The sequence below is a fragment of the Brevibacillus brevis genome, from assembly GCF_900637055.1.
In the GTDB taxonomy this organism is placed as follows: domain Bacteria; phylum Bacillota; class Bacilli; order Brevibacillales; family Brevibacillaceae; genus Brevibacillus; species Brevibacillus brevis.
The window spans coordinates 4,961,274-4,982,337 of record NZ_LR134338.1; the positions used below are offsets into that span (position 1 = coordinate 4,961,274).

Sequence of the window (21,064 nt, forward strand, 5' to 3'; positions counted from 1 at the left end):
GCTTCATTTATGAACCTGAAGCTCCCCTTTTTCTTTTCTTGCTACCGGTTGTGTCGCACCTGGACTCTTTTCCCGAAACATTGTGATGATGACAACGGATGCGATGATCATGACAGCAGCAATCAAGGTTTGGCTTGTCAATTGTTCATCAGCGATCAGCCAGCCCAGAAATACTGCGACAATCGGGTTCACATAGGCGTACGTGGAGACCAGGGAAGGCTCTGCATTTTTCAAAAGCCAAATGTACGCCGTGTAGGCGACAATGGAACCAAATCCAACTAAATAGCCAAAGGCAATCCAGGACCGCAGGGTAATCTCCGATAGATGCAGCTTCGTCCAATCGTCGAGAAACAGCGACGCGATCCCCAGCAAAATTCCTCCGATGATCATTTGCAAGGCCGTCGCCATCACAGGTGATGCTGGAAGCTTTGCATAGCGCGAATACAACGATCCCACTGCCCAACAGATCGAGGCAAACAGGAGCGCCAAGATTCCGATCGTGTCCATCCCTTGATTGCTTGTGCTCTCGGGATGGACAACCAGCACAGCGATTCCCGCCAAGCCAAATAGGATGCCTCCCATGACTCCAGCTGTTGGCTTCTTCTTGCTGCCACCGATCCAGTTGAAAACGAGAATCCATAATGGAACCGTAGCGATCAGCAAGGACGCGATTGCTGACGGTACCTTGAGCTGTGCCCATGCAACTACACCGTTACCTCCGAGAAGCAGCAACGCCCCAACAACTCCTGCTCCCTTCCATTCTGCAGCACTGGGCAGCTCTGCCCCTTTCCAACGCCCGATCAGGAACAGGATCGATCCCGCCAGAAAAAATCGAGAACCCGCCATAATAAAGGGTGGCATCGACTCAATGGCGATCTTCATTCCGAGATAAGTGCCTCCCCAAAACAGGTAGACCGCTAGCAATGCAAGCGTAACGACAAATAATTTCGAATCTTTTGTTCCTGTCATTGTGTTTCCACCTTGGTTTTCAAATTTCTTTCCAGCCATCCTCGTAGATCGTCGACAAGATGAAAGTCGTGGAGGTTTCCAGTATTTCGTCATACTGTACCATTTCATCGATCAGATTGGTGATATCTTCCGGTGCCGTCGCACGTACTTTTAGCATCATACACCACTCTCCCGCGAGCCGCTGGCATTCGATGATGGTCACGTTCGGTACCTGAACGTTCACAATCTTTGCTGTGATTTCTTTGAAGTCCTGACATCTTGCTTTGACGAAGATCAATACCTTCAGCCTTTGCTCTAATTTTCGCCAGTCAATGATGCCTCGGTATCCCTTGATAACGCCATTCTTTTCGAGCTTGGCAACCCGTTGGTGGACAGCCGGTCGAGAGATGTGCAGCAGTTTGCTGATTTCCTCATGAGATATCCTTCCGTTTTCCTCGAGCAATTGAACAATTCTCAGGTCAACCTCATCCATCACATACCTCCTGTGGTTATAGTAGCATATTTTCCTTCATATAGACCATTCGTACTCTATATTGACCGAATTCAAACGAATAGTAAATACAGAGTAAGATATCCCCAAAAAATAATGCCAAAAACCGTCGTGAAAGCCCCTCTATCATTACGAATCGTTACTTAGGTACCCATACAAAAAAGAACAAGCCCCCGCTCGATTATAAGCGGGGACCAGCTTAGAGCATTGTCCTTATCATTCTGGTTTCTCAAACAACGCCATCCACTCATCAACTTGGATGGAAACGACTTGCTCTCCTTCTTTTTCAACTGCGAAGTAGGCTTGGATTTCCTCATCGGCGCTTGTGATATGCGCCGTTACTTGCTCAACCTGCTCCTCAGTCTCAGTCGTACGTCTGACCCAAGTCGCATACGGGAACGTCTTTTTACGGATGCGCGAATGACTTTCCACTAGTCCCTCTTGCTCTATCCACGCTAACCATTCGGAGCGTGAGTAGCTTCGTACATGACTGTGATCCCGAAGTTTCTCCAGTGTATTCACAAATTGATCGAGCTTTTCATCCTCTGCTGCGATATTGTCGATCAGCACAAATTTTCCACCCGGCTTTAGGACACGGGCCACTTCTTTTACAAACGCCTCTGGGTTCGGGAAGTGATGAGCCGCGATTCTGCACCCGACTGCATCAAAGGATTCACTCAAAAACGGAAGTGCTTCCGCATCCGCAACTACATAAAAGACATTGCTTGCGTGAGACTTCAGATGGTTTCGTGCGGCTGCAAGCATCGGCTGTGTCAAATCAGTCGCAAAAGCTTGACCGACATGTGGAGCGATTGCCTTGGTAAGATGACCGCCGCCCGTTGCCACATCGAGAAACATCCAATCAGACGAAGGATTCAGCCAAGGTGTCAGGAGAGCGAGATCCTCTCCCGTAGCATGCGTCTGGCTATTCACATACTTTTCGGCATTCGCACCGAACTGCTGTTTGACTTCCTCTTTGATCTTTTTGTCATCGCGCATGAGAATCGCCCTCCTCTATTCTTCGTTTACGATTACTTTCTTCCCTCTCATTTTCATGATCAAGGGAACGGTGATCCAGAGAACCGCAATAATCAGAAACACCAGGGAAACTGGCTTTTCAATAAAGATAGAAAAATCACCATTGGACGTCGTCAGCGCGCGTCGCAAATTGTTTTCAATCATCGGACCCAAGACCAAGCCAAGAACAAGTGGGGCCATTGGGAAATCGTTTTTCGCCAGAAAGTAACCCAACAATCCACAGAAGAGCAACAAGACCAGATCAAATACGGAGACACGGACTGCGTATACACCAAACACGGAAATGGCAACGATCATCGGGATCAAATATTTCGGCGGTGTCTCAATCAGCTTGGCAAACACCTTTACGAGCGGCATATTGAGGATCAAGAGCATCACGTTTCCGATGAACATACTGGCGATCAAGCCCCAAGCGATGGTTGGATGATCTTCAAACAAGAGCGGACCTGGCTGCACGTTGTACATAATCAGTGCGCCCATCAATACCGCTGTCGTCCCTGTACCCGGAATCCCCAAGGTCAGAAGCGGAATCATCGCCCCGCCAGAAGCTGCGTTGTTTGCCGACTCTGGAGCCGCTACCCCAGCGATTGCCCCTTTGCCGAATTTTTCAGGCGTTTTACTGATTTTCTTTTCCAACAAATAGGCGAGGAAGGATGCCAGTGTAGCACCAGAACCAGGAACAATTCCTTTAAAGAATCCAACCAGTGATCCGCGGAGAATCGGTCCAGCACTTTCCTTCAAGTCTTGCTTGGTCGGTACAATTCGGGAGATTTTGGCGATCTCTCCCTCATTCACATCCCGTTCGAGGATCGTCTTGAACACTTCCCCAAGCGCAAATACCCCTACGGCAATCGTCAAAAATTCCAAACCGGAATAAAGCTCGGGCATATCAAAGGTAAACCGCGCCACACCGGATACATTGTCCAGCCCGATCGTCGCGATCAATAAGCCGAAAACCGTCATCATCAATGCTTTGGTCACGGACTTGCCTGCCAGCCCGCTCAGTGCACATAACCCCAGGATCATCAGCGAAAACTCATCTGCCGGACTGAGCTTGAGCGCTACTTCTGAGAGTGGCTCTGCCAAAAATACCAGACCGATAAGCGAGACAAGCCCTGCAAAAAACGAACCAATCGCAGCGATGGAGAGGGCGACTCCTGCTCTTCCCTGCTTAGCCATCGGGTATCCGTCCAGTACGGTAACGACAGAAGATGACTCACCAGGTGTATTCAACAAAATCGAAGTGGTAGAGCCACCATACATCGCTCCGTAGTAAACCCCTGCCAGCAAAATAATGGCGCTGGTCGCCGCTGCTTCTGGCGGCAGTCCACTCGTCAATGAAGCTGTCACCGGAATCAACAAGGCTACGCCACTGATTGGCCCAATCCCTGGCAATACCCCAACTACTGTCCCGATCAAGACACCGACAAACGCAAAGATGATATTTTGCCATTGCAGGGCAGTGGCAAATCCGTTCAGCAAATAGTCAATCGCACCCATTTCATCCACCTCCTACAAGCCTAACCATGTTGGTAAACCGGGCAATGTGCCATCGAGAACTTCCACGTACAACAAGTAGACGCCGAACGAAAACGCACCGGAAATAAGCACGCTGTTGAGCCATTTCCCTTTCTGCATCGTCTGAAATCCAACGATAAGGAAAAGGAAGGTGCTGATCACATAGCCGATTTCCTCCAAAAGCAATACGTAGAATAATGCTGCGACAAGAATGATGAGGAACCGTTTGTAATCGAACTTTTCCTTCTCTATCTTGCCCTCTTGCTTGTATGTGAATGTCTCATAAAATAATCGCAGGCTGAGCAGAATCAGCAGACTTCCGAGTCCCATCGGAAAAATGTTTGGTCCGACATTGCTGCCGTAAGCGCTCGCCGAGATGTTTTGGCTCCCGACCACAAATGCTACGCCCAACACGAGAAAAATCAGACTGGCGAAGCGATCAAATGTTTTGCTCACGTATGTTCCCTCCTGTTCGTACAAGAATCCAGAATGAAGGAGGAGAAGAATCGCTCCGTCTCCATCCCCCATCAGACCTTTTTATTTCGCCATTCCGAGCAAGCTCAGGATTTCCTTGAACATTTTTTCTTGCTCACCCAGATAGCTCTTGAAGTCTGCACCGTTTTTGTAGCCATCGTCCCAGCCGTTTGCTTCCAGCTCTGCTTTCCACTCAGGAGTCTCGGTCATCGCTTTCAATTTTTGCTCCCAGTAAGCAACAGCATCTGGCGTCATATCTTTTGGTCCAAATACACCGCGCCAGTTGATCAGCTCCGTGTCATAACCGGATTCTTTGTACGTCGGGATATCCTTGAACATACCTTTCAAGCGCTCAGGGGAAGAAACGCCCAAGATTCTTACTTTGCCAGATTTCAAGTATTCACCCGAACCAGATACATCTGTAGCCAGTACGTCAGCATTGCCACCCAAGAGTGCAGCGATTGCTTCTCCGCCGCCATCGTAGGAAATGAATTTCACTGTTTTCGGATCAATGCCCGCTTTTACGGCAGGCATCAGGAAGGTCAAGTGGTCAAGCGAGCCTGGGGCTGATCCTCCTGCAACAGTTACTTTTGTTGGATCTGTCTTGACTGCTTCCATCAACGATTTCAGATCTTGATAGGGAGAATCAGCCTTTACCACGATGGCTCCATAGTCTTTGGTCAATTGCGCCAACGGAGTCATATCATTGTAGGAATGCGGGCTGTTTCCTTCTTTTTTCACATTGTTGATGACGATTGGTGTAGAGGGAAGCAGGAGCTTATAGTTGTTTTTCTTGTCCTGCGTCACGAAATCAGCCAAGCCTACAGCCTGTCCGCCACCTGGCTTGTTTTCGACGGAGATCGTCTTGTCTACCAGCTTCGTTGCTGACATTACCTTTGCGAGGGAACGCGCTGTTTTATCCAAGCCGCCGCCTGCCCCCGATGGAGCGATAACCGAGATAGGTTTTTCCGGGTAGGTAGAAGCTCCTCCAGAGGATGCTGTCTGCCCACCGCCGCCTCCACAGGCTGCGAGGCTAAGTGCCATTGCTGTTGTGAGGAGTGCTCCAGTCCACTTTGTCCATTTGTTTGATTTTTTCATCTTTATAACCCCCTCGATTGATAGCGCTTTCAAATAAGTTAAGGAGATCATAGCATTCGATAAAAATGCTTCCTAGTTTGTTCAGATAATTTGGATAAACACCATATTTATGATTATTTTCATTTTTTTTACGCCAAAAAGACCTGCCGTTCCGATCAAGGAACGTACAGGCCTTGCCATTGATTCGACCTCTAACACTGCGTCAGGCGCTGGTCTCCTTTGGCTGTTTGATCCTGCTGTGGCGGTTCGTCCATGCACGAGCGCCGAAGGAAAACAGCGTAAGGACAAGGACCAAACGAAACAGATGAAACGCCGTCACTAAGAGCGGATCGGCTCCTGTCGCCAAGGCAGTCAAGCTCATTTCGGCGAGTCCACCTGGCACCGTGGCCAAAATAGCCGTCACGATATCGGTAGCAGTCACGTAAGAAATACCGATAGCAAGCGCAATCACCATGACGAACAAGAACAGAGAATGCATCAGACCGAACAGAAAGAATCGGCGGTTTTGGGCGATGTCCTCTCGTTTGAAGCCAAGACCGATGCTGACCCCGATGAATATTTGCGCTCCTTGGACCAAGATGCTTGGCAACACAGGACTCTCTCCCACAAGCGATGTGTTCATCGAAATCAAAGCGGTTACGAGCAAGGCACCTAGCAAGAATGGTGCAGGTATATAACAGCGTGACGCAATCAACGCTCCAATGACACCAGCCACAAGAATCATGACTGTCTGACCAATCCCCAGCATGTGTTCTGTAGCAGCCGTCTGTATGGCAGCATGGGTAGGCAGAAATGTCACCAGATAAGGGGTACAAAGTACGACGCTGATCGCACGGATCGAGTGGAAAATCGTAATGACTTGTTGATTTCCTCCCGCCGTTTGCCCCACCGACACCATTTCCGATAATCCGCCGGGAATATTGCTGAAGATTGCGGTTATCCCGTCTACTCGGCAGACCTTGTAAAATATCCAAGCGTTTACCAAACTGATCAAGATGGTCAAAATCGTGGTGATGAGCATCAAACCGATGTGACCCGTCATCGTGTTGACGATTTCAGGTGTCATTCGCAGACCAAGGGTGATCCCGATCACTGTCAACCCTACTTGACGAAACCAACGAGGAATCCAAAGATTTTTGACTCCAAGCATATTACAGATAACTGTCGTGACTAACGCTCCGAGCAGCCAAGGAAGTGGGCTGTGGATGGTAGCAAACAGCCAGCCTCCCAGTGATCCGAGCAGCAATGTAAACAGAATGCGCAGCAGCATAAGCGTTCCCTCTCCTACTATCCGACGTTGTATGAAGCTTCTAGGGTGGGGGTACACCTAGTGTAAAACAATTGTTCTCGCAGCAAAAATACAAAATGGTTATCGTTGGCGATTCCTTGTGTGAATAACAAAAAAACTGCCGGCTCCCATTCAGAGAGTTCCCAGCAGTTCCTTTTCCTTGCTTAATCGATGAATGCTATCTCACCCTGCTCCATAAAGCGCACAAATGCCTTGACCATTTGCAGGTCCATTGAGTCGGCATGATAAAACATCCAGGTACTTCGCTTGATCGGTTCCCCTTCTGCTGTGGTCAGCTCAATCATGTGCAGATCGTCTTTGCCATTCAGCACGCCTCGTGGAAGGATAGCGTACCCCAAACCGTTTGCTACCATTTCACTGCATGTATCAGCCTTGTCGACCTCCATGCCGATCAGTGGTGGTTGGGAAAATCGTTCGGTCCACCAGTCGTCCACTAAGGCCCGCAGCATCGGATCGGTCTCATAGTCGATTCGCGGCAGGGTGGGCAGGTCGTCGATATGAATAGGCTCCGTGGAAACGACATAGACCGATTCCTCGAACAGCAAATATTTTTGATCGGACCAGTTGTAGCTTCCCCGTACGAAGCCTACGTGTACGTCCTGATTATACACGGACTTGTAGACGTCTTTGCTCCATCCGGTCATCACCTTGTACTCTACGTTTGGATAGGCTTCCTTGAACTTTTTCAAGATCATTGGGAGCTTGTACCGCGCAAAATAGTTGGAAACCCCCAGCCGGAGCGTACCATTGACCTCGTCTCCCATGTTCAAGACATGCTCCTTGATATTGCGCAGTCTGAGGAGCATTTCATCCGCACATTTAGCCAAATACTCGCCTTGAGGAGTGAAATGAACGCCTCTACTCCCCCGTTGCACGATCTGAACGCCAAATTCTTTTTCAATCTGCCGCAGTCTTTTGGTCAGCGCAGGCTGGGACAAATACAAGCTTTCGGCTGTTTTTGTGATGTTTTGTTCCTGGTACAAGGTTTGGAGAATGTACCAATCGCGATATTCCATAGCTATAGTGTCTCCGCATGATTATTTGTCACTTCTTTATTTAACACATTTTTCTCCTTTCTTTTCAAATAGTTTCCAATCACGATCACCAGAAGTGCCAATGCTACCGGCAAAATCATATGCAGCGAAGGCATTACCCCCTCCAGGAAGCTGCCAACTGCTTTGTCTCCTACAATCATTTCTCCAGCTGTATACCCAAGCAAAGCCGCTCCCAATAATACGATGATGGGAAAACGGTTCATCAGCTTCATCAGCAGCTGGCTTCCCCAAATGATGAGCGGAATGCTGATGGCAAGACCGATGATGACCAAAACCAGGTTCCCGTTCGCTGCTCCCGCTACGGCAATGACATTGTCCAGACTCATAATCAGATCGGCAAAAATAATGGTTTTGAGTGCCTCAATAAAGCTCGATCCGCCACCAATGTGACTGTCCTCATCTTCACCTTTTAACAGCTTGACCGCAATCCAGATGAGCAGAAGTCCTCCGACGACCTGGACAAACGGGATTTTCAACAGCCAAATGGCAATGAAGGTAAGGATGATCCGCAGTCCGATTGCACCGAAGCTCCCCCAAAAAGTGGCTTTTTTCTGCAGCTCTGGACTCAGGTTGCGACAGGCAAGAGCAATAACGACTGCATTGTCGCCGCTCAGGACCAGGTTGATCATAATGATTTGTAGTAAGCTAAGTAAGTATTCTGTCATGATGTCTCCCTCCAATATTGCTGATACTGACAATAATAGACCTATCTTTTCGTTAGTGCAGTATTATTTCTATTATTTGCATATATTTTTTTTGAAAGCGCTTGTTTGAGAATAGAAAAAACCTGTCAGTCAAAGACAGGCTACTTCTTGTATCCATACACAGAATAATCCGCCCGCACTTTTCGAATCGCTAGCCAAACCGGCAATCCTCTCGCTACCCAACGCAAGGCGGACATAATATTTTGTTCATTTTCAAACTGCTCGACAATGATGAAGGTCTTTTCATTGATGTACGTCTGCAGCTCCTCCCAGCCCATTGCCGAATAGCGGTCATTACCGTACGTTTTCAGCGCCAAAAAGTCTTCGCGTTTTGGGTCCTTCAGCTGGAGGAGATGTTGAATGGCTCTCGCGCATTCAGAATGAATGGTGTTATTCATGATGCCATGCCTCACTTTGGTACGGGATGACTTTTTTCCAGCACCTGATATTTTTTGCTTTCTTTCCTGACGATTTCGATTGCGATTTTGTTCTTATCTGGTACGTCTTTTATCGTGTAGTATGTACTGCCCGGGATGTAGTAGGGAGTATCCCCCTCTCTGAACTCCTCCCATTCGCCTATTCTGCTGACTACCCCAAGCTTGCTATCTAGATTGGTTTCATTTAGCTCCTCTTCAATCGGAACGTAATAGATTCCATCATGAACAAGGTATTCAAAAGATCTTTCCTCTGATTTTTCAAACCAATTGGCATCTTGCGAATCTAAATTTGTAGTTTCCATGGTGGGAAGAAGAGGGGTTGCCTGTTGCGCTTTGATCGAGTCTTCCATTTTGACGATCCCCATGCCCGCACTGCCAATTCCAAGAACGCTCATGAAAAGGATGGCAAAAAGCCATTTACGATTCATCCATCACCCACCACCCAGCACAAGATACACCATCTTCCTCCATGTTAAACGATCACAGCAAGCTTCGCACGCAAATAAAAAAGGCCATCATCACTTTGGTAGGATAACGACCTTTTGTGCTTCTGTTGATTCAGTTTTTCTGCTTTAGTCTTCGTCGTCCGTTGTCTCATGTCAGTGAATGCAAAGATACTTCTGTTGAGCTCTGGGTTTCTTTTGCCTTCACGGGCCAGCTTTTCCCGTTGCTTGCGTGCTGCGCTTTTTGCCATTGTCTTTCACTCCTTTTTACGGCTCTTGCAATGAATACCGTCCTTGATGTTATCATAGAACGCTTCCTGTGTGGTTGCAACGAAAATAGTGAAATTGCCTATAACTCTTGTCCGCGTGGAAAACCAAGTGTATTCCAATCGGGTTCTGCGCTCTGAATTCGACCGCAACTGGCGTACGGTAATCTCCAGAACTGGTTACGTTATTTATATTGCAACAGCGAATCGGGCAAAAATCACTGTACTGCTCTCAGATGAATCTAGTATTGGTTGGCGGTGGGGGTACCAGTCATTATAGCAAACCGCATATTGCAAAGGACTTGTAAGATGTGGGAATCGCCCTGCTTAGTATTGCTTGTGGCAGGGCGATTTTCATGGAACGGATAGCTCACCTCGTCTTAATGATCACCGTCATTTTTTGCTTCATTTTTGTATCCTGAATCATTCCAATGATCTCCGCTCGTTTCCACACAACAAATTTATGCTCTTGACCGTTATGCATCTTGATTTTCATTCCGTTTGGGATCACGAACAACGTATTCCGCTTTTCAACTGCCGCAATATCTTTCAAGTTTAATTCGAGAGGTTGTGTTTGAATATTGAGACTGTGTGGTTGAAAATAGAGTCTTTCACTCGTAATCGTTAACCTCCCACCTACTCCTTCCATTCCTCTGAATAGGTTTGCCGCTATATTCTCTTGCACGATCGATTCGTTTCCCCTGAGTTCCATTGCTTCCTTTTTCCCCTCCGACATACGATTCGTTTTTTCTCGAATTGGTAGGCACTTCATATTACCATAATTAGGAATGGAGAGACACAGTAGATGGCTTCAACGATCTACTGCGCTTCTTTTCATGAACAATCCCTACCTATTCAAAAAAAGCACGAGAGTATTCAACAACTCCAGAAACATTGGCCAAGGCATTTTCTCGCAGCTCCAATGCCATAAATACCTCATCCGGTACTTCGAAAGGTGCTTTTATTCCCCATCGGGAAGCTTTTTGGAAGCCAAACTTCGGGTAATATCCGGGGTGCCCGAGGACAACAACAGATTGGTATCCCAGTTCTTTGGCTTTTTGGAGGGCTTCGAGAATTAACTTCTTTCCTATGCCTTTGCTTTGGTGATCGGGCAAGACGGAAACGGGGGCGAGCGCAAGTGACTCTATGCTCTGATTGTCGTTGCGAATGTTTATTTTCGACAAAAGAATATGTCCCACGATCTTTTGATTCTCTTCATCAATCGCGACTAGAGATAACGCAGGGATGAATGCATCCGATTTTCTGATGCGAGACACCAATTCATGTTCTTTGTGATCGGTGAACTCCGCATTCGCGAATGCATTTTTTACGACCTGTTCAGTAACGGAATAATCATCTACCTGTTCGACTCTAATCCTCATGTCCATTGTTCACATCTCCTATTCGCTACCGATTGTGTTGCCCATATGTTATCACATTTATACGGCAAAACACCCTGCTCGTATGCCTTGAGCAGGGCGTTTCGTTTGTGCAAGGATACAGGTTAATAGGTAAACTTATTGATCAATACTTTCAGCTCTTCCGCCAATGACGATAAGGATTGAGCGGAGGATGAGATCTCTTGCATGGATGCGAGCTGCTCCTCAGTAGAGGCTGCTACTTCCTCGGCTGTTTCTGCATTGCTTTTCGCGATGGTGACAAGCACATTGGCTGTCGCGGTTACTTCCTGAACAGCAGCCAAGATTTGCTGTGCGATCAAGGAAACCTCTGCGATATGTGGATTGGTCAGTCTGGTGCTTTCCATAATGCCTTCAAACTTGTGAATCGTCTCCTCCGAAACGTTCAAGCCTGCTGCAACATCCAGTCTGACTTTTTCCATGTTGTCGACGGATTGCTTGGTTTCCCGCTGAATCTCTGTGATCAATTCAGAAATTTGCTTGGCCGACAATTGTGATTGCTCAGCCAATAGCCGCACCTCTGTAGCTACAACTGCAAAGCCTTTGCCATGCTCACCAGCCCGCGCCGCTTCAATCGCTGCATTCAATGCCAGCAAATTCGTCTGCTGGGCAATTCCGCTGATGACATCCGAGATCGTGCCAATTTCTTTCGAACGATCATAGAGCGATTTGGTCATGCGATCCGACTGTTCTACCGATTCATGAATCGACTTCATTTGACTCATGACCTGAGCGACAAAGCTGCCACCTTCTTCCGCCTGAACCGTCGTTTGCTGAGCGGTATCCGACAACACATTGACACTCTCTACAATCCGTGTGACCCCTTCCGAAATGTCCTGCAATGAACGAACATTTTGGTCGATTCCGCTCGTTTGTTGTTCTGCGCTGCCAGCTACGTCCTGAACAGCAGTCGTTACATGCTCGGTTGTAATGCTCGTCTGCTGCGCACTGGCAGTCAATTGCTCCGAAGACGCTGCAACTTGCTCCGCTCTGGCCTCGACATCGGAAATGAGCGTGCGCAGGTTATCCTGCATCGTGTTAAACGCATGACCGAGCTCACCGATTTCATCGGTTGACCGCACTTTAATCGGGTCAGTCAAAATACCTTGGCTCACTCTGACTGCATGTACCTTCACTTCCTGGATGGACTGGAGAAGGGAACGCATTACAGCTGCTACAATGAGTCCTCCCAGCAGCAAGCAGATCGTGATCGTCCAAAACGTTTGTGCGAAAATCGGCTGTGCAGCATCCTCAACCTCTGACAGATGCATCGACCCGGCGATTTTCCAGCCTGTAGCCGGATTCGTCACATAGTAGATCTGTTTCGGGATGCTTTTCTCCTCGTATTGGAATTGACCTGTTTCTCCTTGGTACATGTTGTCGTAAAAACTATCTTGTGCCAACGTCCCTGCCTGATTTTCCGGGTGGACGACATACTTCTTATTGCTGTCCAGTACGATAACATCTCCATTGGAACCGATGCTGACTGAGTTTGCCAGTTGTTTGATCTGTTCAATCCCAACTGTAATGCAGATAACCCCTGCTCCATCCTCCGTCGTTCTTGCTACCGCTACTAAAACCTCACCGGATACTGCCGAAATATATGGCTCCGTAACGACGACAGTCCCCTTGTTTTCCATCGCTCTTTTGTACCAGTCTCTCGTCCGCGGATCAAACCCTGCCTGCACTTCTTGCTTGGGTGCGCGGAAGTACTGTCCGTCAACCGTTCCCAGACTGATACTGGACGCTTCTGGATGCATACCCATATAGGAATCAAAATGATGCATGATTTCTTCTTGAACCTCAGCTGATTTAACGCCAGGTGTGATATCTTTTGCCAAATAGTTAGCATCCTTCTTTTTGCCCTCAAACGTACTGCTGACGATGGAGTTGACCAAATCTACGTTTTCGTTGGCGCTGTCCATGATCTGTTTTTCAATTTCTTGTTTCGCTTGATTGTAAGCCAGGCTTCCAACGACAAGAGAAGGGACTAGCAGAATCAAGAGAAATGTGATGATGAGTTTGGTTCGATAGCTTCTGAACCAATTCCTAAGGTTAACTTTCACTTCATTTCATCTTCTTTCTAAGTTGTATTAGGATAAACGTTTCATATTGGTGAAGTCCTAATTTTTTATATCGGAAACGAAGAGAGGTTAATTAAGTAAAAAATATATAGAACTGTCATAGGTATAAAAAAGCCGGAATTATACAGCCCCCGAGGCCATAGAAAAACCGCCCTGCTTATGTGTGATAGGCAGGGCGGTCGTAATTGGCTGACTAGTTTGTTTGCTGCGAAATTCCACTGATCACTTCGGAGAAGGCGACAATGTCTCAGTGAAAATTTTACGAATAAAGTATTTATCTGTAAACCATTTCAACCGCGCTTCATTTTCCCCAAGCGGATGAACTGTTCGTCACGTACACGAAGCTTTTCTGAGACAGCCGTATCCTTATACGAGTAAATACCTGCTCCGGTCTTGGTGCCGAGATTGCCTTCTGCTACTCGTTCCTCAATGATCGCGGGTGCTTTTGTCGAGCCATCCAGCTCAGGCGCCAGGTTATCCATCACGCGCTTCCACGTATCGAGTCCGCCAAAATCTGCCGTCTCAATAGGCCCGACAAAAGCCCAACGATAGCCAATTCCATCCTTCATCACCGTATCGATCTGGGCTGCATCTGCCACGCCTTCTGCGAGCAAATGAAAAGCTTCTCTCATCAAAGCTGTTTGCAGCCGATTGGCGATAAAGCCCGGTACATCCTTTTTCAGCAAAACTGGGGACTTCCCGATCTCTTCCATCATTTGCAGCGTTTTATGAACCACTTCCTGCGCTGTCCTCTCGTGCCTGACTACCTCGACCAGCGGAACCAATTGGGCAGGATTGAAAAAATGTGTAATGATAAAGCGTTGTGGCGTAGTTGCCTTTTCGATCAGTCTCGCAATCGAAAACGTAGACGTATTGGAAGCAATAATCGCATCTGGCCTTGCGTAATGTTCCAGCTTTTCAAACAGCTCCCACTTTAGCTCGATGACTTCTGGTATTGCTTCTGTGATAATTTCTGCAGCAGATACTGCCGCTTGCAAATCCGTGGTCAGGACGATATGCTCGAGCGCCGCTACTCTAGACTGGTCTGCAATCACTCCCTCTGCAACCAGAAGGGAAAGGCTGTGCTCGATGCTAGCTCTCGCTTTCATCAAAAACTCTTCCTGCAAATCGTAAAGAGAAACACGAAATCCAGCCAATGCGAATAGCTGCGCGATTCCATGTCCCATAACACCTGATCCGATAACAGCCGCATGCTTTTCCATTGAAAGAGCCTCCCAAGGTGAATTAGGTTTACTAACAAAGCTTCTACGATCAAATACCTAGTTCCTCCCAGCAAATTCCTACTACTTTTACCGAAATTCATTCCTATGGCGCTTGCTGGTAAGGGCAAATTTTTGTACCATTAAAAAACGTTTAGTAAACCCAGTTATTGGCATGAACGTTTCATATACGGAGGTACACATGAAACTACTGAATAAAGTCGTGGTCATCACAGGAGCCAGTCGAGGATTGGGCCTTGAGATGGCAAATGTTCTCGCAAAAGAAGGAGCGATCGTTTGGGCAACCTCTCGAACCGCGCCTCATCCGAACGAAATTGCACACGCTGAACCGGGAAGTGTGACGAATGTACTGCTAGACGTGACTGACGAGCAAAGTGTCCTTGCCCTATTTGCACATGTACAAAGGTTATACGGACGTCTAGATGTTCTCGTCAACAATGCAGGAGTCGGCGTGTTTAAGCCTGTCGAACAAACAAGCTTAGAAGAATGGGAGAATGTTTTCCGCACCAATGTAACCGGACTCTTTCTTTGCAGCCGTGAAGGATACAAGGTAATGAAAGCTCACGGAGGCCGTATCATCAATATCTCTAGTGTCTCAGGGTATATTCCCATTGCAGAAAACGGCGTATATGGCGCTTCGAAATTTGCTGTCCAAGGCTTTTCCCAAATTTGCAATGAAGAATGGAAAAACGACAATGTAAGAGTCTCCACCATTTTTCCCGGCGCCGTTCATACAAACATGACGGAGGACCGGCATTTTTTTGATCCGAGTGCGATGCTCGTACCAAAAGATGTGGCAGATACCGTGTTAGATATCGCCTCCCGTCCCCTCCACGTTCGAATCGATGAAGTCAAAATCCTTCCGCCTAAAGGCGTTCTCTAAATGACAGATGAAAAGGAGAGTTTACCTATTATGCAGCAAGTAGCAATCATCACAGGAGCAGGCAATGGTATCGGGGCCGCAGCAGCAAAGCTTTTGGCTCAGAATGGGGTCCGTGTCGCAGTTCTTGATGTACAAGAAGAAAAGGCACAGTTCGTCGCTGAAGAAATTAATCAGGCAGGCGGTCAGGCCTTGCCCATTCGCTGTGATGTCGGTCAACGAGCGCAGGTTGAAGAAGCCATCCAGCTTGTAGAATCGCATTTCGGGGATATTACCATCATGGTCAACAATGCTGGAGTTGGCGGTCCATTCCACCGAGTCGACGAAGTCTCCGATGAAGAGTGGGATTGGATCATGAATACCAACTTGAGGAGTGTATTCCTATTTTGCAGAAACCTGCTGCCTAAAATGAAAGAAAGGAACTATGGGCGGATCGTAAACATCGCTTCTATTCAGGGCTTGCTAGGCTCTGCACATTCATCCACCTACGTCGCTTCCAAACACGGCATGATCGGCTATACGAAAACAATTGCTGCGGAATGGGGAGAGCACGGAATTACCTGTAATGCCATCTGTCCGGGATATGTGGATACGGCGATGGGCGTACGTCCGGAGGATATTTCGGATTACATGAATCGGGTCATCGCCAAAAGTCCGGTGAAACGCGTAGCTCAGCCGTTGGAAATCGCCCAGATGATTTATCATCTCGTCGGACCGCATAGCGGGTATATCAATGGAGCGAGCATCACCATGGACGGCGGCATCAGCAGTCATATTGGAATTACGGATCAGTTGTCCTAATTCGGACACGTAGAAAAAGCCGCATGCTCAGTCAGCTTCAACCGGGCATGCGGCCTGTCTTTCCTCCACCCTTATAGTCCAAATAAGTCATCCATAAAACCACCGCTACTGTGATACCTACAGAAACTTTTTTACTTATTCCTATGCAAACGTCAAGATCGAAAAAACTGAATGCTAACAGCCCCAGAAGTATAACCAAGAGAATTTTTTTGATAATATCACCTCATTCATCAGTCTTTTTAATTTTGAAATTTCTGCTAAAAAAACGTCAAAATGAAACATGAAACTTTGTAAAAGCATAAACTCTAGTGGGAATAAACCGGGTTGATTTTGTTTGAAGAATACAACCTAAATTCGCCGATTACAGTTTTTCCGTCTGATTTATACAGCGGAATCGATCTGAAGCCAGTAGCTTCTATCATTTTTTGATAAGCAATAGCCTCTTCTGGTGAAGAAACCCCTGGACTCAAGTCAGAAGATCTTACATATCCTTCAACTCCTTTCTCCCCCTGTGCCTTTATCAAGTCTGGTTCTTGTGATGCCCCTTCTGGGAAAGGCCCGGCTCCAAAAGCTTGTCCTTGTTCGTTGACTGGATAATTAGAAGGAGAATCTGTGTTTGCTGCATGAGTCATAATAAATACAGTAGGTGTAGCAATTGTAGTTAGCGCCAATATTGCGCCAATAACTATGATATTTTTCTTCTTCATAATCAACACTCTTCCTTTCTTTAAATTTTTCTAATGTTAATACAACGGATGACCGGCAGATGCTACGGTTTATTCAAAAAAACTGTCTCCGTTTTCAGCACCAGAAAACTCAATGTCTCTTAGTCAATCGGAAACAAGGTTATTGTGGGGAGTACTGTAAAATTGTGCTATTCATATAAAGTTGTAATTTAGTTATGTTTTCTAATTACGCATCCTAATTATAATTGACGAAAAAAACTGTATAGTGTTTCGTAAATTTACACAATATTACATTACCAAACACTAGGAGTTGTGGTTTCGGAAATTATCTCTAAACGAATGAAACCCCATCTTTTAACGGATCAGCTGTCCCAGTTCGTTACACGGAGAAAAAGCGGCGGTGCACTTTCTTACCATCATACGTAAACAACACTTGTCGATCCTCCACCATCGATTCCAAATGAACGGATTTTCCCCACAAGGTATAGATGTAAGGCAATGTTTTTTTACGTATTTGACATCCAGCTCCCAGCCCCTCGAAATGATGCTTCGGGCGAATCAAGCTCGGATCAACATTCAAACCGGTTTTGCATGGGTCTAATTCCCATTTTATTGAAACTCTTTCCGTTTTTCTTCGTCATAACAACTAGGTGCTTATCTACTTGGTCACATAAAAGTTACATTCTTACAACATGTCTTTATCAGGAGAGATTATAATGAAAAAACTCTTGGTATTCTGTGTTAACAGCATGATAGCTATTTGGTTCTTACTTCTTTGGGGCTTCCAAATGATTCTTGCCAGTGATATGCCTGTGTCTATTTCTTTCGATGAAATGCAAAGTATGGTTTTAACACTACTCGTGTCTACTATTATTACCGCCTTCTACGTTAAAATTATTCCAGATACTCATTTATATTTTTTCCTCACTCTGCCTACCCTTATTTGGGGCTTTTCTATGGTTAATTCAATTTCTAAAAACTACCACGTCTACGATACCATTATCACCGTTAGTGGATTTATGTGTAGTATATTTATTTTTATAATTTTATATTTGAATGCTAGGCGTCTATCAAAATTATCTTGAATACTGTCTGCACACAAAGAACACCCACCCCTGTATAAAGTGGGCGTTCTTTGTGTTTACTTACATTCCCAGAAATAGGATCGTCACAGTCGACGATATGCGCCTAAAAGCGTACACCCGCGGAAAAAAATCGGCTTCCATAAGCCAGTCCCATTCCACGAAAAAGCTATCCATGGATCAAAAGGCGAGATCAGCTGTCCTAGTTTCTACACGTAAAAAAAGCCGCTAGTCTTGCCGGACAATACTCGGCCCTCTCTTGTACCTTCAAGGCTTCACCCTTATTCTCCAAGAGCAGTTCCTTACGGAATTCTGCTTCACAGTATTATCACGAAAGTGATTAGTGGATGTGTTGACTTAATGTTCAGCCCTTCCCCGTTTCAAGCGTCCTTTAATTGGGTACTATGGCTTCTGCTGACTTCTGCATGTTCAGCGACTCCTTACGGATACGGTTACTAACATTTGAAGGCACTTCATGCAGACCTCCCCAGGTAAGAGCAATAACTTTCGTCCCATGTACCTGTTTAATTTATTGCTATACCCCTTGGCTGTATTGGACTTCGTTTTGTTTGGCAAACTCGTCCGAGTACAACAGCCTCAAATTAGATTCGTGTACCTCAAGTCGGGACTTTGCCGCCGGCTTCCTTCAGGTTCCGCCTCGCGATGGACACCCTTGCCTTGGGCTAACGGTTGCCCCCGTTCGGGACTCACACCCTAGAGCTATCGCCCGTGCTGGGTGCAGTAAGAAAAACCCGTCTCCTTAAAACAGGGACGGGTTGACTATTTCTTGAATGTATTCTGGCATATTGTTTTTTGGACTTCCAACCGTTGTTGATACAGGGTGTACTCTAAATGACAAATCATGCAGGACGATAGCCCCTAATACCAAATATTTACATACAAGTGCTCTTTCTGTAAAATATAGGAAGTTTGATGGTTTCTTGTGTTAAGGAGGAGTAGATTTAATATGGGGGAAAGCAAGGCAGTTCAACGAACACTACGATCTGAGATACAAAAAAACGTAAAAGAGAATGGATTTACGCTTAGCAAACTTAGTGAATTGAGCGGTATTAGTACGGGACATTTGAGTGAGATGTTAAATGGCAATCCGCAGCGTGCTATAACTGTGGGCCAATTGGATGCTATGGCTACTGCTTTTGGATTTGCTGCTGGATGGCTGTATGAATTGTACCCGGAAGAGTGTTTCGCTAAAGAAAGGGTATCTCGGCCGCGTGCAATCCCATACCTAATCCGGTGCGCCGAAATTGGTTTTCAAGATTGCATTCAACAGGTAGTTTCTAGGTTGCTGGATGATCGAAAAAATTTGGATATCCTCTTTTCAGTGGCAGAGCAGCTTTTTGAAAATGGGAAGAGAAAGGAGTCTGTTCCGTTTTACAAGCTCGTGATTGAAAATGAGAAGGACAGCCATTCAGACCGATTTGCAATAAGTCAGTATAGATTGTTTCGAGCATCGCAAGGGGCAGATGCAGAAGAAAACTGGAAGGCGGTTATTCGGTTTGAACTTTACCGAACACGATTGCCGGAAAATTACCAATTGGACGGTCTAATTCATTTGGCGAATGCGTGTTTTATGCTGCGAAAGTGGAAGGAAGTGGAAAGTTACGCCGATGAATTACGTTCGCTTGCTATGAAGGTTTATCAAAATGAGTTACGCAAAAAGAAAAGTGGAAAGACCCTTGAGCCGTTAAGAACAGAACGACATTTAGTTGCGTACTATGGACAAGGATTTCTTGCCAAAGGTGTCGCACTACAAATGCAAGGCTTGTATGAAGAAGCGAAAAAATGTGTCCAAGGCTATGCAGACCTTGGTTGGTTTGAACTTCTAGATGATACTGGTCGTAAAGTAGTTAAGGAATACAAGATTTGGGCAACAGCCAATTTGTATACGTATGATTTGCTGATGGGGAAAACCGATCTATTGCCCGATTATCTGAATTTCTTATCCATGTATCCGGAAGAAATACCAGCCGGACTCTTGGCGATCATGGAAGCCGCCAGTAAATACGACATTGCTATCGAGGATATTTTGGAACAGTATGCCGGAGAAATAGATCGCTTTTATGAATACAATAATCCGGTAAATATTGGCAGACACTATAATTTTCGGTATCATAAAATTGTATACGAGCTGAAAAAAGGACGCATTACAAATGCACTCGAAGAAATCTTATGCTGTCTTGACTTAGCTGATCAATTGAAGGATCACGAAGCATTTAAACGCTGTACATCATTATTTTGGGAACATCGTCAACATGCCTCAGAGCAACATGAACGAGTTTTTCAAGAAATTATAGGGAGGTTCGCAGAATGAAACTGAAGATGTTTTCGTTATCATTTGCACTATTTTTTAGCCTTTGCATCGGCATTGTAAACAGTGAAACATCATCCTCTAATACAATGAGCAGACCAAATGTGACGACCTATACTCATGGGATGGGTTAAACCAAAAAGTCATTACCTTTAAACTTGAAACGAGCCTTAGAAGCATTTCTATAGGCTCGTTTTTCTTTAGCTGTTTTGTAGTTCTGAAAAGTGTCGTCTTTTGCGGGGTTCCCATTTGGGAGATATTTTTAAGTTTCCCTATTTTTCTAAAAAGTCGTTTTTTGGGAAACTATTGTATAGTTTTATTTGTAAGAAAAAGGGAGGTGAAAACTATAGGAGCCATTGCACATAAAAAGGGCGTTCCACCCCTTCACAAGGTTAAAGGAACGCCCACAGGAGGAGCAGCTACAGCTCCTATAAGTAAATGTACCACGCTACTCTTAGATCGGGAAGGAGGAACTTATCAAGAAATAGATCATTTAAAGAACATTGTGGAACAATTGCGGGAACAACTTGTGCAATTGTTTTTAGAAAAGAATGATTTGTTGCATGATGACGTCGTGGAATTAAGCCAGAAATTGGATCAATACATTTTGGTAATTCAATCAAAAATGATGCTAAAAGATAGAAACTAAGGTGTTACAGAAGAAACTACAAATCTATCTACGATCAACATATAAAAAATAGGTATATTCTACCTATTTTGTGATTTGGCTTATTTTGGTAGA

Annotated in this window: 22 protein-coding genes and 1 pseudogene; 6 read left to right on the forward strand and 17 right to left on the reverse strand. The window is 45.8% G+C overall.

Annotated features, from left to right (window positions below; all coding sequences use genetic code 11):
- Positions 1-3 precede the first annotated feature (3 nt).
- The 12 genes from EL268_RS23860 to EL268_RS23915 form a co-directional block, all read right to left on the reverse strand.
- Positions 4-969, reverse strand: a complete 966-nt coding sequence (locus tag EL268_RS23860; protein WP_106655870.1) for an EamA family transporter — start codon at positions 967-969, stop codon at positions 4-6.
- A 19-nt stretch (positions 970-988) separates the two neighbouring features.
- Positions 989-1,441, reverse strand: coding sequence for an Lrp/AsnC family transcriptional regulator (locus EL268_RS23865; protein WP_106655871.1), 453 nt, complete (start codon positions 1,439-1,441; stop codon positions 989-991).
- Between the two features lie 234 nt (positions 1,442-1,675).
- The gene (locus tag EL268_RS23870) at positions 1,676-2,458 is read right to left on the reverse strand and encodes a class I SAM-dependent methyltransferase (RefSeq protein ID WP_106655872.1); all 783 of its coding nucleotides are present in this window, start codon (positions 2,456-2,458) and stop codon (positions 1,676-1,678) included.
- A gap of 15 nt (positions 2,459-2,473) precedes the next feature.
- Positions 2,474-3,997: a tripartite tricarboxylate transporter permease gene (locus EL268_RS23875; RefSeq protein WP_106655873.1), complete on the reverse strand. Its 1,524-nt coding sequence runs from the start codon at positions 3,995-3,997 to the stop codon at positions 2,474-2,476.
- Between the two features lie 12 nt (positions 3,998-4,009).
- Positions 4,010-4,471 carry a tripartite tricarboxylate transporter TctB family protein gene (locus EL268_RS23880; RefSeq protein ID WP_106655874.1) on the reverse strand — a complete coding sequence of 154 codons (462 nt, stop codon included), beginning with the start codon at positions 4,469-4,471 and terminating at the stop codon, positions 4,010-4,012.
- An 81-nt stretch (positions 4,472-4,552) separates the two neighbouring features.
- Positions 4,553-5,587: a Bug family tripartite tricarboxylate transporter substrate binding protein gene (locus EL268_RS23885; RefSeq protein WP_106655875.1), complete on the reverse strand. Its 1,035-nt coding sequence runs from the start codon at positions 5,585-5,587 to the stop codon at positions 4,553-4,555.
- A 202-nt stretch (positions 5,588-5,789) separates the two neighbouring features.
- Complete coding sequence (locus tag EL268_RS23890; protein WP_106655876.1) at positions 5,790-6,857, reverse strand: AbrB family transcriptional regulator; 1,068 nt, start codon at positions 6,855-6,857, stop codon at positions 5,790-5,792.
- Positions 6,858-7,039: 182 nt separating this feature from the next.
- The gene (locus EL268_RS23895; protein ID WP_106655877.1) at positions 7,040-7,912 is read right to left on the reverse strand and encodes a LysR family transcriptional regulator; all 873 of its coding nucleotides are present in this window, start codon (positions 7,910-7,912) and stop codon (positions 7,040-7,042) included.
- Positions 7,913-7,914: 2 nt separating this feature from the next.
- Positions 7,915-8,616, reverse strand: a complete 702-nt coding sequence (locus EL268_RS23900; RefSeq protein ID WP_106655878.1) for a TerC family protein — start codon at positions 8,614-8,616, stop codon at positions 7,915-7,917.
- A gap of 140 nt (positions 8,617-8,756) precedes the next feature.
- On the reverse strand, positions 8,757-9,053 hold the full coding sequence (locus EL268_RS23905) for a hypothetical protein (RefSeq protein ID WP_232030038.1): 297 nt from the start codon (positions 9,051-9,053) through the stop codon (positions 8,757-8,759).
- An 11-nt stretch (positions 9,054-9,064) separates the two neighbouring features.
- Positions 9,065-9,520 (reverse strand): hypothetical protein, encoded by a 456-nt coding sequence (locus EL268_RS23910; protein WP_106655880.1) that lies wholly within the window; start codon positions 9,518-9,520, stop codon positions 9,065-9,067.
- Positions 9,521-9,564: 44 nt separating this feature from the next.
- A complete protein-coding gene (locus EL268_RS23915) occupies positions 9,565-9,786 on the reverse strand; it encodes a hypothetical protein (RefSeq protein WP_106655881.1) in 222 nt (73 codons plus the stop codon).
- An 85-nt stretch (positions 9,787-9,871) separates the two neighbouring features.
- On the opposite strand from EL268_RS23915, the pseudogene EL268_RS23920 reads away from it, so the two are divergent.
- Positions 9,872-10,109 (forward strand): annotated as a pseudogene (locus EL268_RS23920) (hypothetical protein).
- A gap of 62 nt (positions 10,110-10,171) precedes the next feature.
- Here EL268_RS23920 and EL268_RS23925 read toward each other — a convergent pair.
- From EL268_RS23925 to EL268_RS23940, 4 genes are all read right to left on the reverse strand, one after another.
- Positions 10,172-10,513 carry a GRAM domain-containing protein gene (locus EL268_RS23925; RefSeq protein WP_106655882.1) on the reverse strand — a complete coding sequence of 114 codons (342 nt, stop codon included), beginning with the start codon at positions 10,511-10,513 and terminating at the stop codon, positions 10,172-10,174.
- Between the two features lie 139 nt (positions 10,514-10,652).
- On the reverse strand, positions 10,653-11,189 hold the full coding sequence (locus tag EL268_RS23930) for a GNAT family N-acetyltransferase (protein WP_106655883.1): 537 nt from the start codon (positions 11,187-11,189) through the stop codon (positions 10,653-10,655).
- Between the two features lie 116 nt (positions 11,190-11,305).
- The gene (locus tag EL268_RS23935) at positions 11,306-13,285 is read right to left on the reverse strand and encodes a methyl-accepting chemotaxis protein (RefSeq protein WP_106655884.1); all 1,980 of its coding nucleotides are present in this window, start codon (positions 13,283-13,285) and stop codon (positions 11,306-11,308) included.
- 308 nt (positions 13,286-13,593) lie between these two features.
- Positions 13,594-14,526 (reverse strand): 3-hydroxyacyl-CoA dehydrogenase family protein, encoded by a 933-nt coding sequence (locus EL268_RS23940; RefSeq protein ID WP_106655885.1) that lies wholly within the window; start codon positions 14,524-14,526, stop codon positions 13,594-13,596.
- 199 nt (positions 14,527-14,725) lie between these two features.
- Between EL268_RS23940 and EL268_RS23945 the strand changes: the two genes are divergently transcribed.
- Positions 14,726-15,427, forward strand: coding sequence for an SDR family oxidoreductase (locus EL268_RS23945; protein WP_106655886.1), 702 nt, complete (start codon positions 14,726-14,728; stop codon positions 15,425-15,427).
- 30 nt (positions 15,428-15,457) lie between these two features.
- Complete coding sequence (locus tag EL268_RS23950; RefSeq protein WP_106655887.1) at positions 15,458-16,225, forward strand: SDR family NAD(P)-dependent oxidoreductase; 768 nt, start codon at positions 15,458-15,460, stop codon at positions 16,223-16,225.
- A gap of 305 nt (positions 16,226-16,530) precedes the next feature.
- Here EL268_RS23950 and EL268_RS23955 read toward each other — a convergent pair whose 3' ends face one another.
- Positions 16,531-16,932 (reverse strand): hypothetical protein, encoded by a 402-nt coding sequence (locus EL268_RS23955; RefSeq protein ID WP_174769477.1) that lies wholly within the window; start codon positions 16,930-16,932, stop codon positions 16,531-16,533.
- Positions 16,933-17,627: 695 nt separating this feature from the next.
- Between EL268_RS23955 and EL268_RS23965 the strand changes: the two genes are divergently transcribed.
- The 3 genes from EL268_RS23965 (at position 17,628) to EL268_RS23980 (ending at position 20,971) form a co-directional block, all read left to right on the forward strand.
- Positions 17,628-17,996, forward strand: a complete 369-nt coding sequence (locus EL268_RS23965; protein WP_232030040.1) for a hypothetical protein — start codon at positions 17,628-17,630, stop codon at positions 17,994-17,996.
- 964 nt (positions 17,997-18,960) lie between these two features.
- The gene (locus tag EL268_RS23975; protein WP_106655888.1) at positions 18,961-20,325 is read left to right on the forward strand and encodes a helix-turn-helix domain-containing protein; all 1,365 of its coding nucleotides are present in this window, start codon (positions 18,961-18,963) and stop codon (positions 20,323-20,325) included.
- A 334-nt stretch (positions 20,326-20,659) separates the two neighbouring features.
- Positions 20,660-20,971 carry an aspartyl-phosphate phosphatase Spo0E family protein gene (locus EL268_RS23980; protein WP_106655889.1) on the forward strand — a complete coding sequence of 104 codons (312 nt, stop codon included), beginning with the start codon at positions 20,660-20,662 and terminating at the stop codon, positions 20,969-20,971.
- Positions 20,972-21,064: the final 93 nt, after the last annotated feature.

Excerpts from the sequence above, each read along its gene's own strand:
- EL268_RS23860 (WP_106655870.1), bottom strand. The coding sequence starts at position 969 with ATGACAGGAACAAAAGATTCGAAATTATTTGTCGTTACGCTTGCATTG.
- EL268_RS23865 (WP_106655871.1), bottom strand. The coding sequence starts at position 1,441 with ATGGATGAGGTTGACCTGAGAATTGTTCAATTGCTCGAGGAAAACGGA.
- EL268_RS23870 (WP_106655872.1), bottom strand. The coding sequence starts at position 2,458 with ATGCGCGATGACAAAAAGATCAAAGAGGAAGTCAAACAGCAGTTCGGT.
- EL268_RS23875 (WP_106655873.1), bottom strand. The coding sequence starts at position 3,997 with ATGGGTGCGATTGACTATTTGCTGAACGGATTTGCCACTGCCCTGCAA.
- EL268_RS23885 (WP_106655875.1), bottom strand. The coding sequence starts at position 5,587 with ATGAAAAAATCAAACAAATGGACAAAGTGGACTGGAGCACTCCTCACA.
- EL268_RS23890 (WP_106655876.1), bottom strand. The coding sequence starts at position 6,857 with ATGCTGCTGCGCATTCTGTTTACATTGCTGCTCGGATCACTGGGAGGC.
- EL268_RS23895 (WP_106655877.1), bottom strand. The coding sequence starts at position 7,912 with ATGGAATATCGCGATTGGTACATTCTCCAAACCTTGTACCAGGAACAA.
- EL268_RS23900 (WP_106655878.1), bottom strand. The coding sequence starts at position 8,616 with ATGACAGAATACTTACTTAGCTTACTACAAATCATTATGATCAACCTG.
- EL268_RS23905 (WP_232030038.1), bottom strand. The coding sequence starts at position 9,053 with ATGAATAACACCATTCATTCTGAATGCGCGAGAGCCATTCAACATCTC.
- EL268_RS23910 (WP_106655880.1), bottom strand. The coding sequence starts at position 9,520 with ATGAATCGTAAATGGCTTTTTGCCATCCTTTTCATGAGCGTTCTTGGA.
- EL268_RS23915 (WP_106655881.1), bottom strand. The coding sequence starts at position 9,786 with ATGGCAAAAAGCGCAGCACGCAAGCAACGGGAAAAGCTGGCCCGTGAA.
- EL268_RS23925 (WP_106655882.1), bottom strand. The coding sequence starts at position 10,513 with ATGGAACTCAGGGGAAACGAATCGATCGTGCAAGAGAATATAGCGGCA.
- EL268_RS23930 (WP_106655883.1), bottom strand. The coding sequence starts at position 11,189 with ATGGACATGAGGATTAGAGTCGAACAGGTAGATGATTATTCCGTTACT.
- EL268_RS23940 (WP_106655885.1), bottom strand. The coding sequence starts at position 14,526 with ATGGAAAAGCATGCGGCTGTTATCGGATCAGGTGTTATGGGACATGGA.
- EL268_RS23945 (WP_106655886.1), top strand. The coding sequence starts at position 14,726 with ATGAAACTACTGAATAAAGTCGTGGTCATCACAGGAGCCAGTCGAGGA.
- EL268_RS23950 (WP_106655887.1), top strand. The coding sequence starts at position 15,458 with ATGCAGCAAGTAGCAATCATCACAGGAGCAGGCAATGGTATCGGGGCC.
- EL268_RS23955 (WP_174769477.1), bottom strand. The coding sequence starts at position 16,932 with ATGAAGAAGAAAAATATCATAGTTATTGGCGCAATATTGGCGCTAACT.
- EL268_RS23965 (WP_232030040.1), top strand. The coding sequence starts at position 17,628 with ATGAAAAAACTCTTGGTATTCTGTGTTAACAGCATGATAGCTATTTGG.
- EL268_RS23975 (WP_106655888.1), top strand. The coding sequence starts at position 18,961 with ATGGGGGAAAGCAAGGCAGTTCAACGAACACTACGATCTGAGATACAA.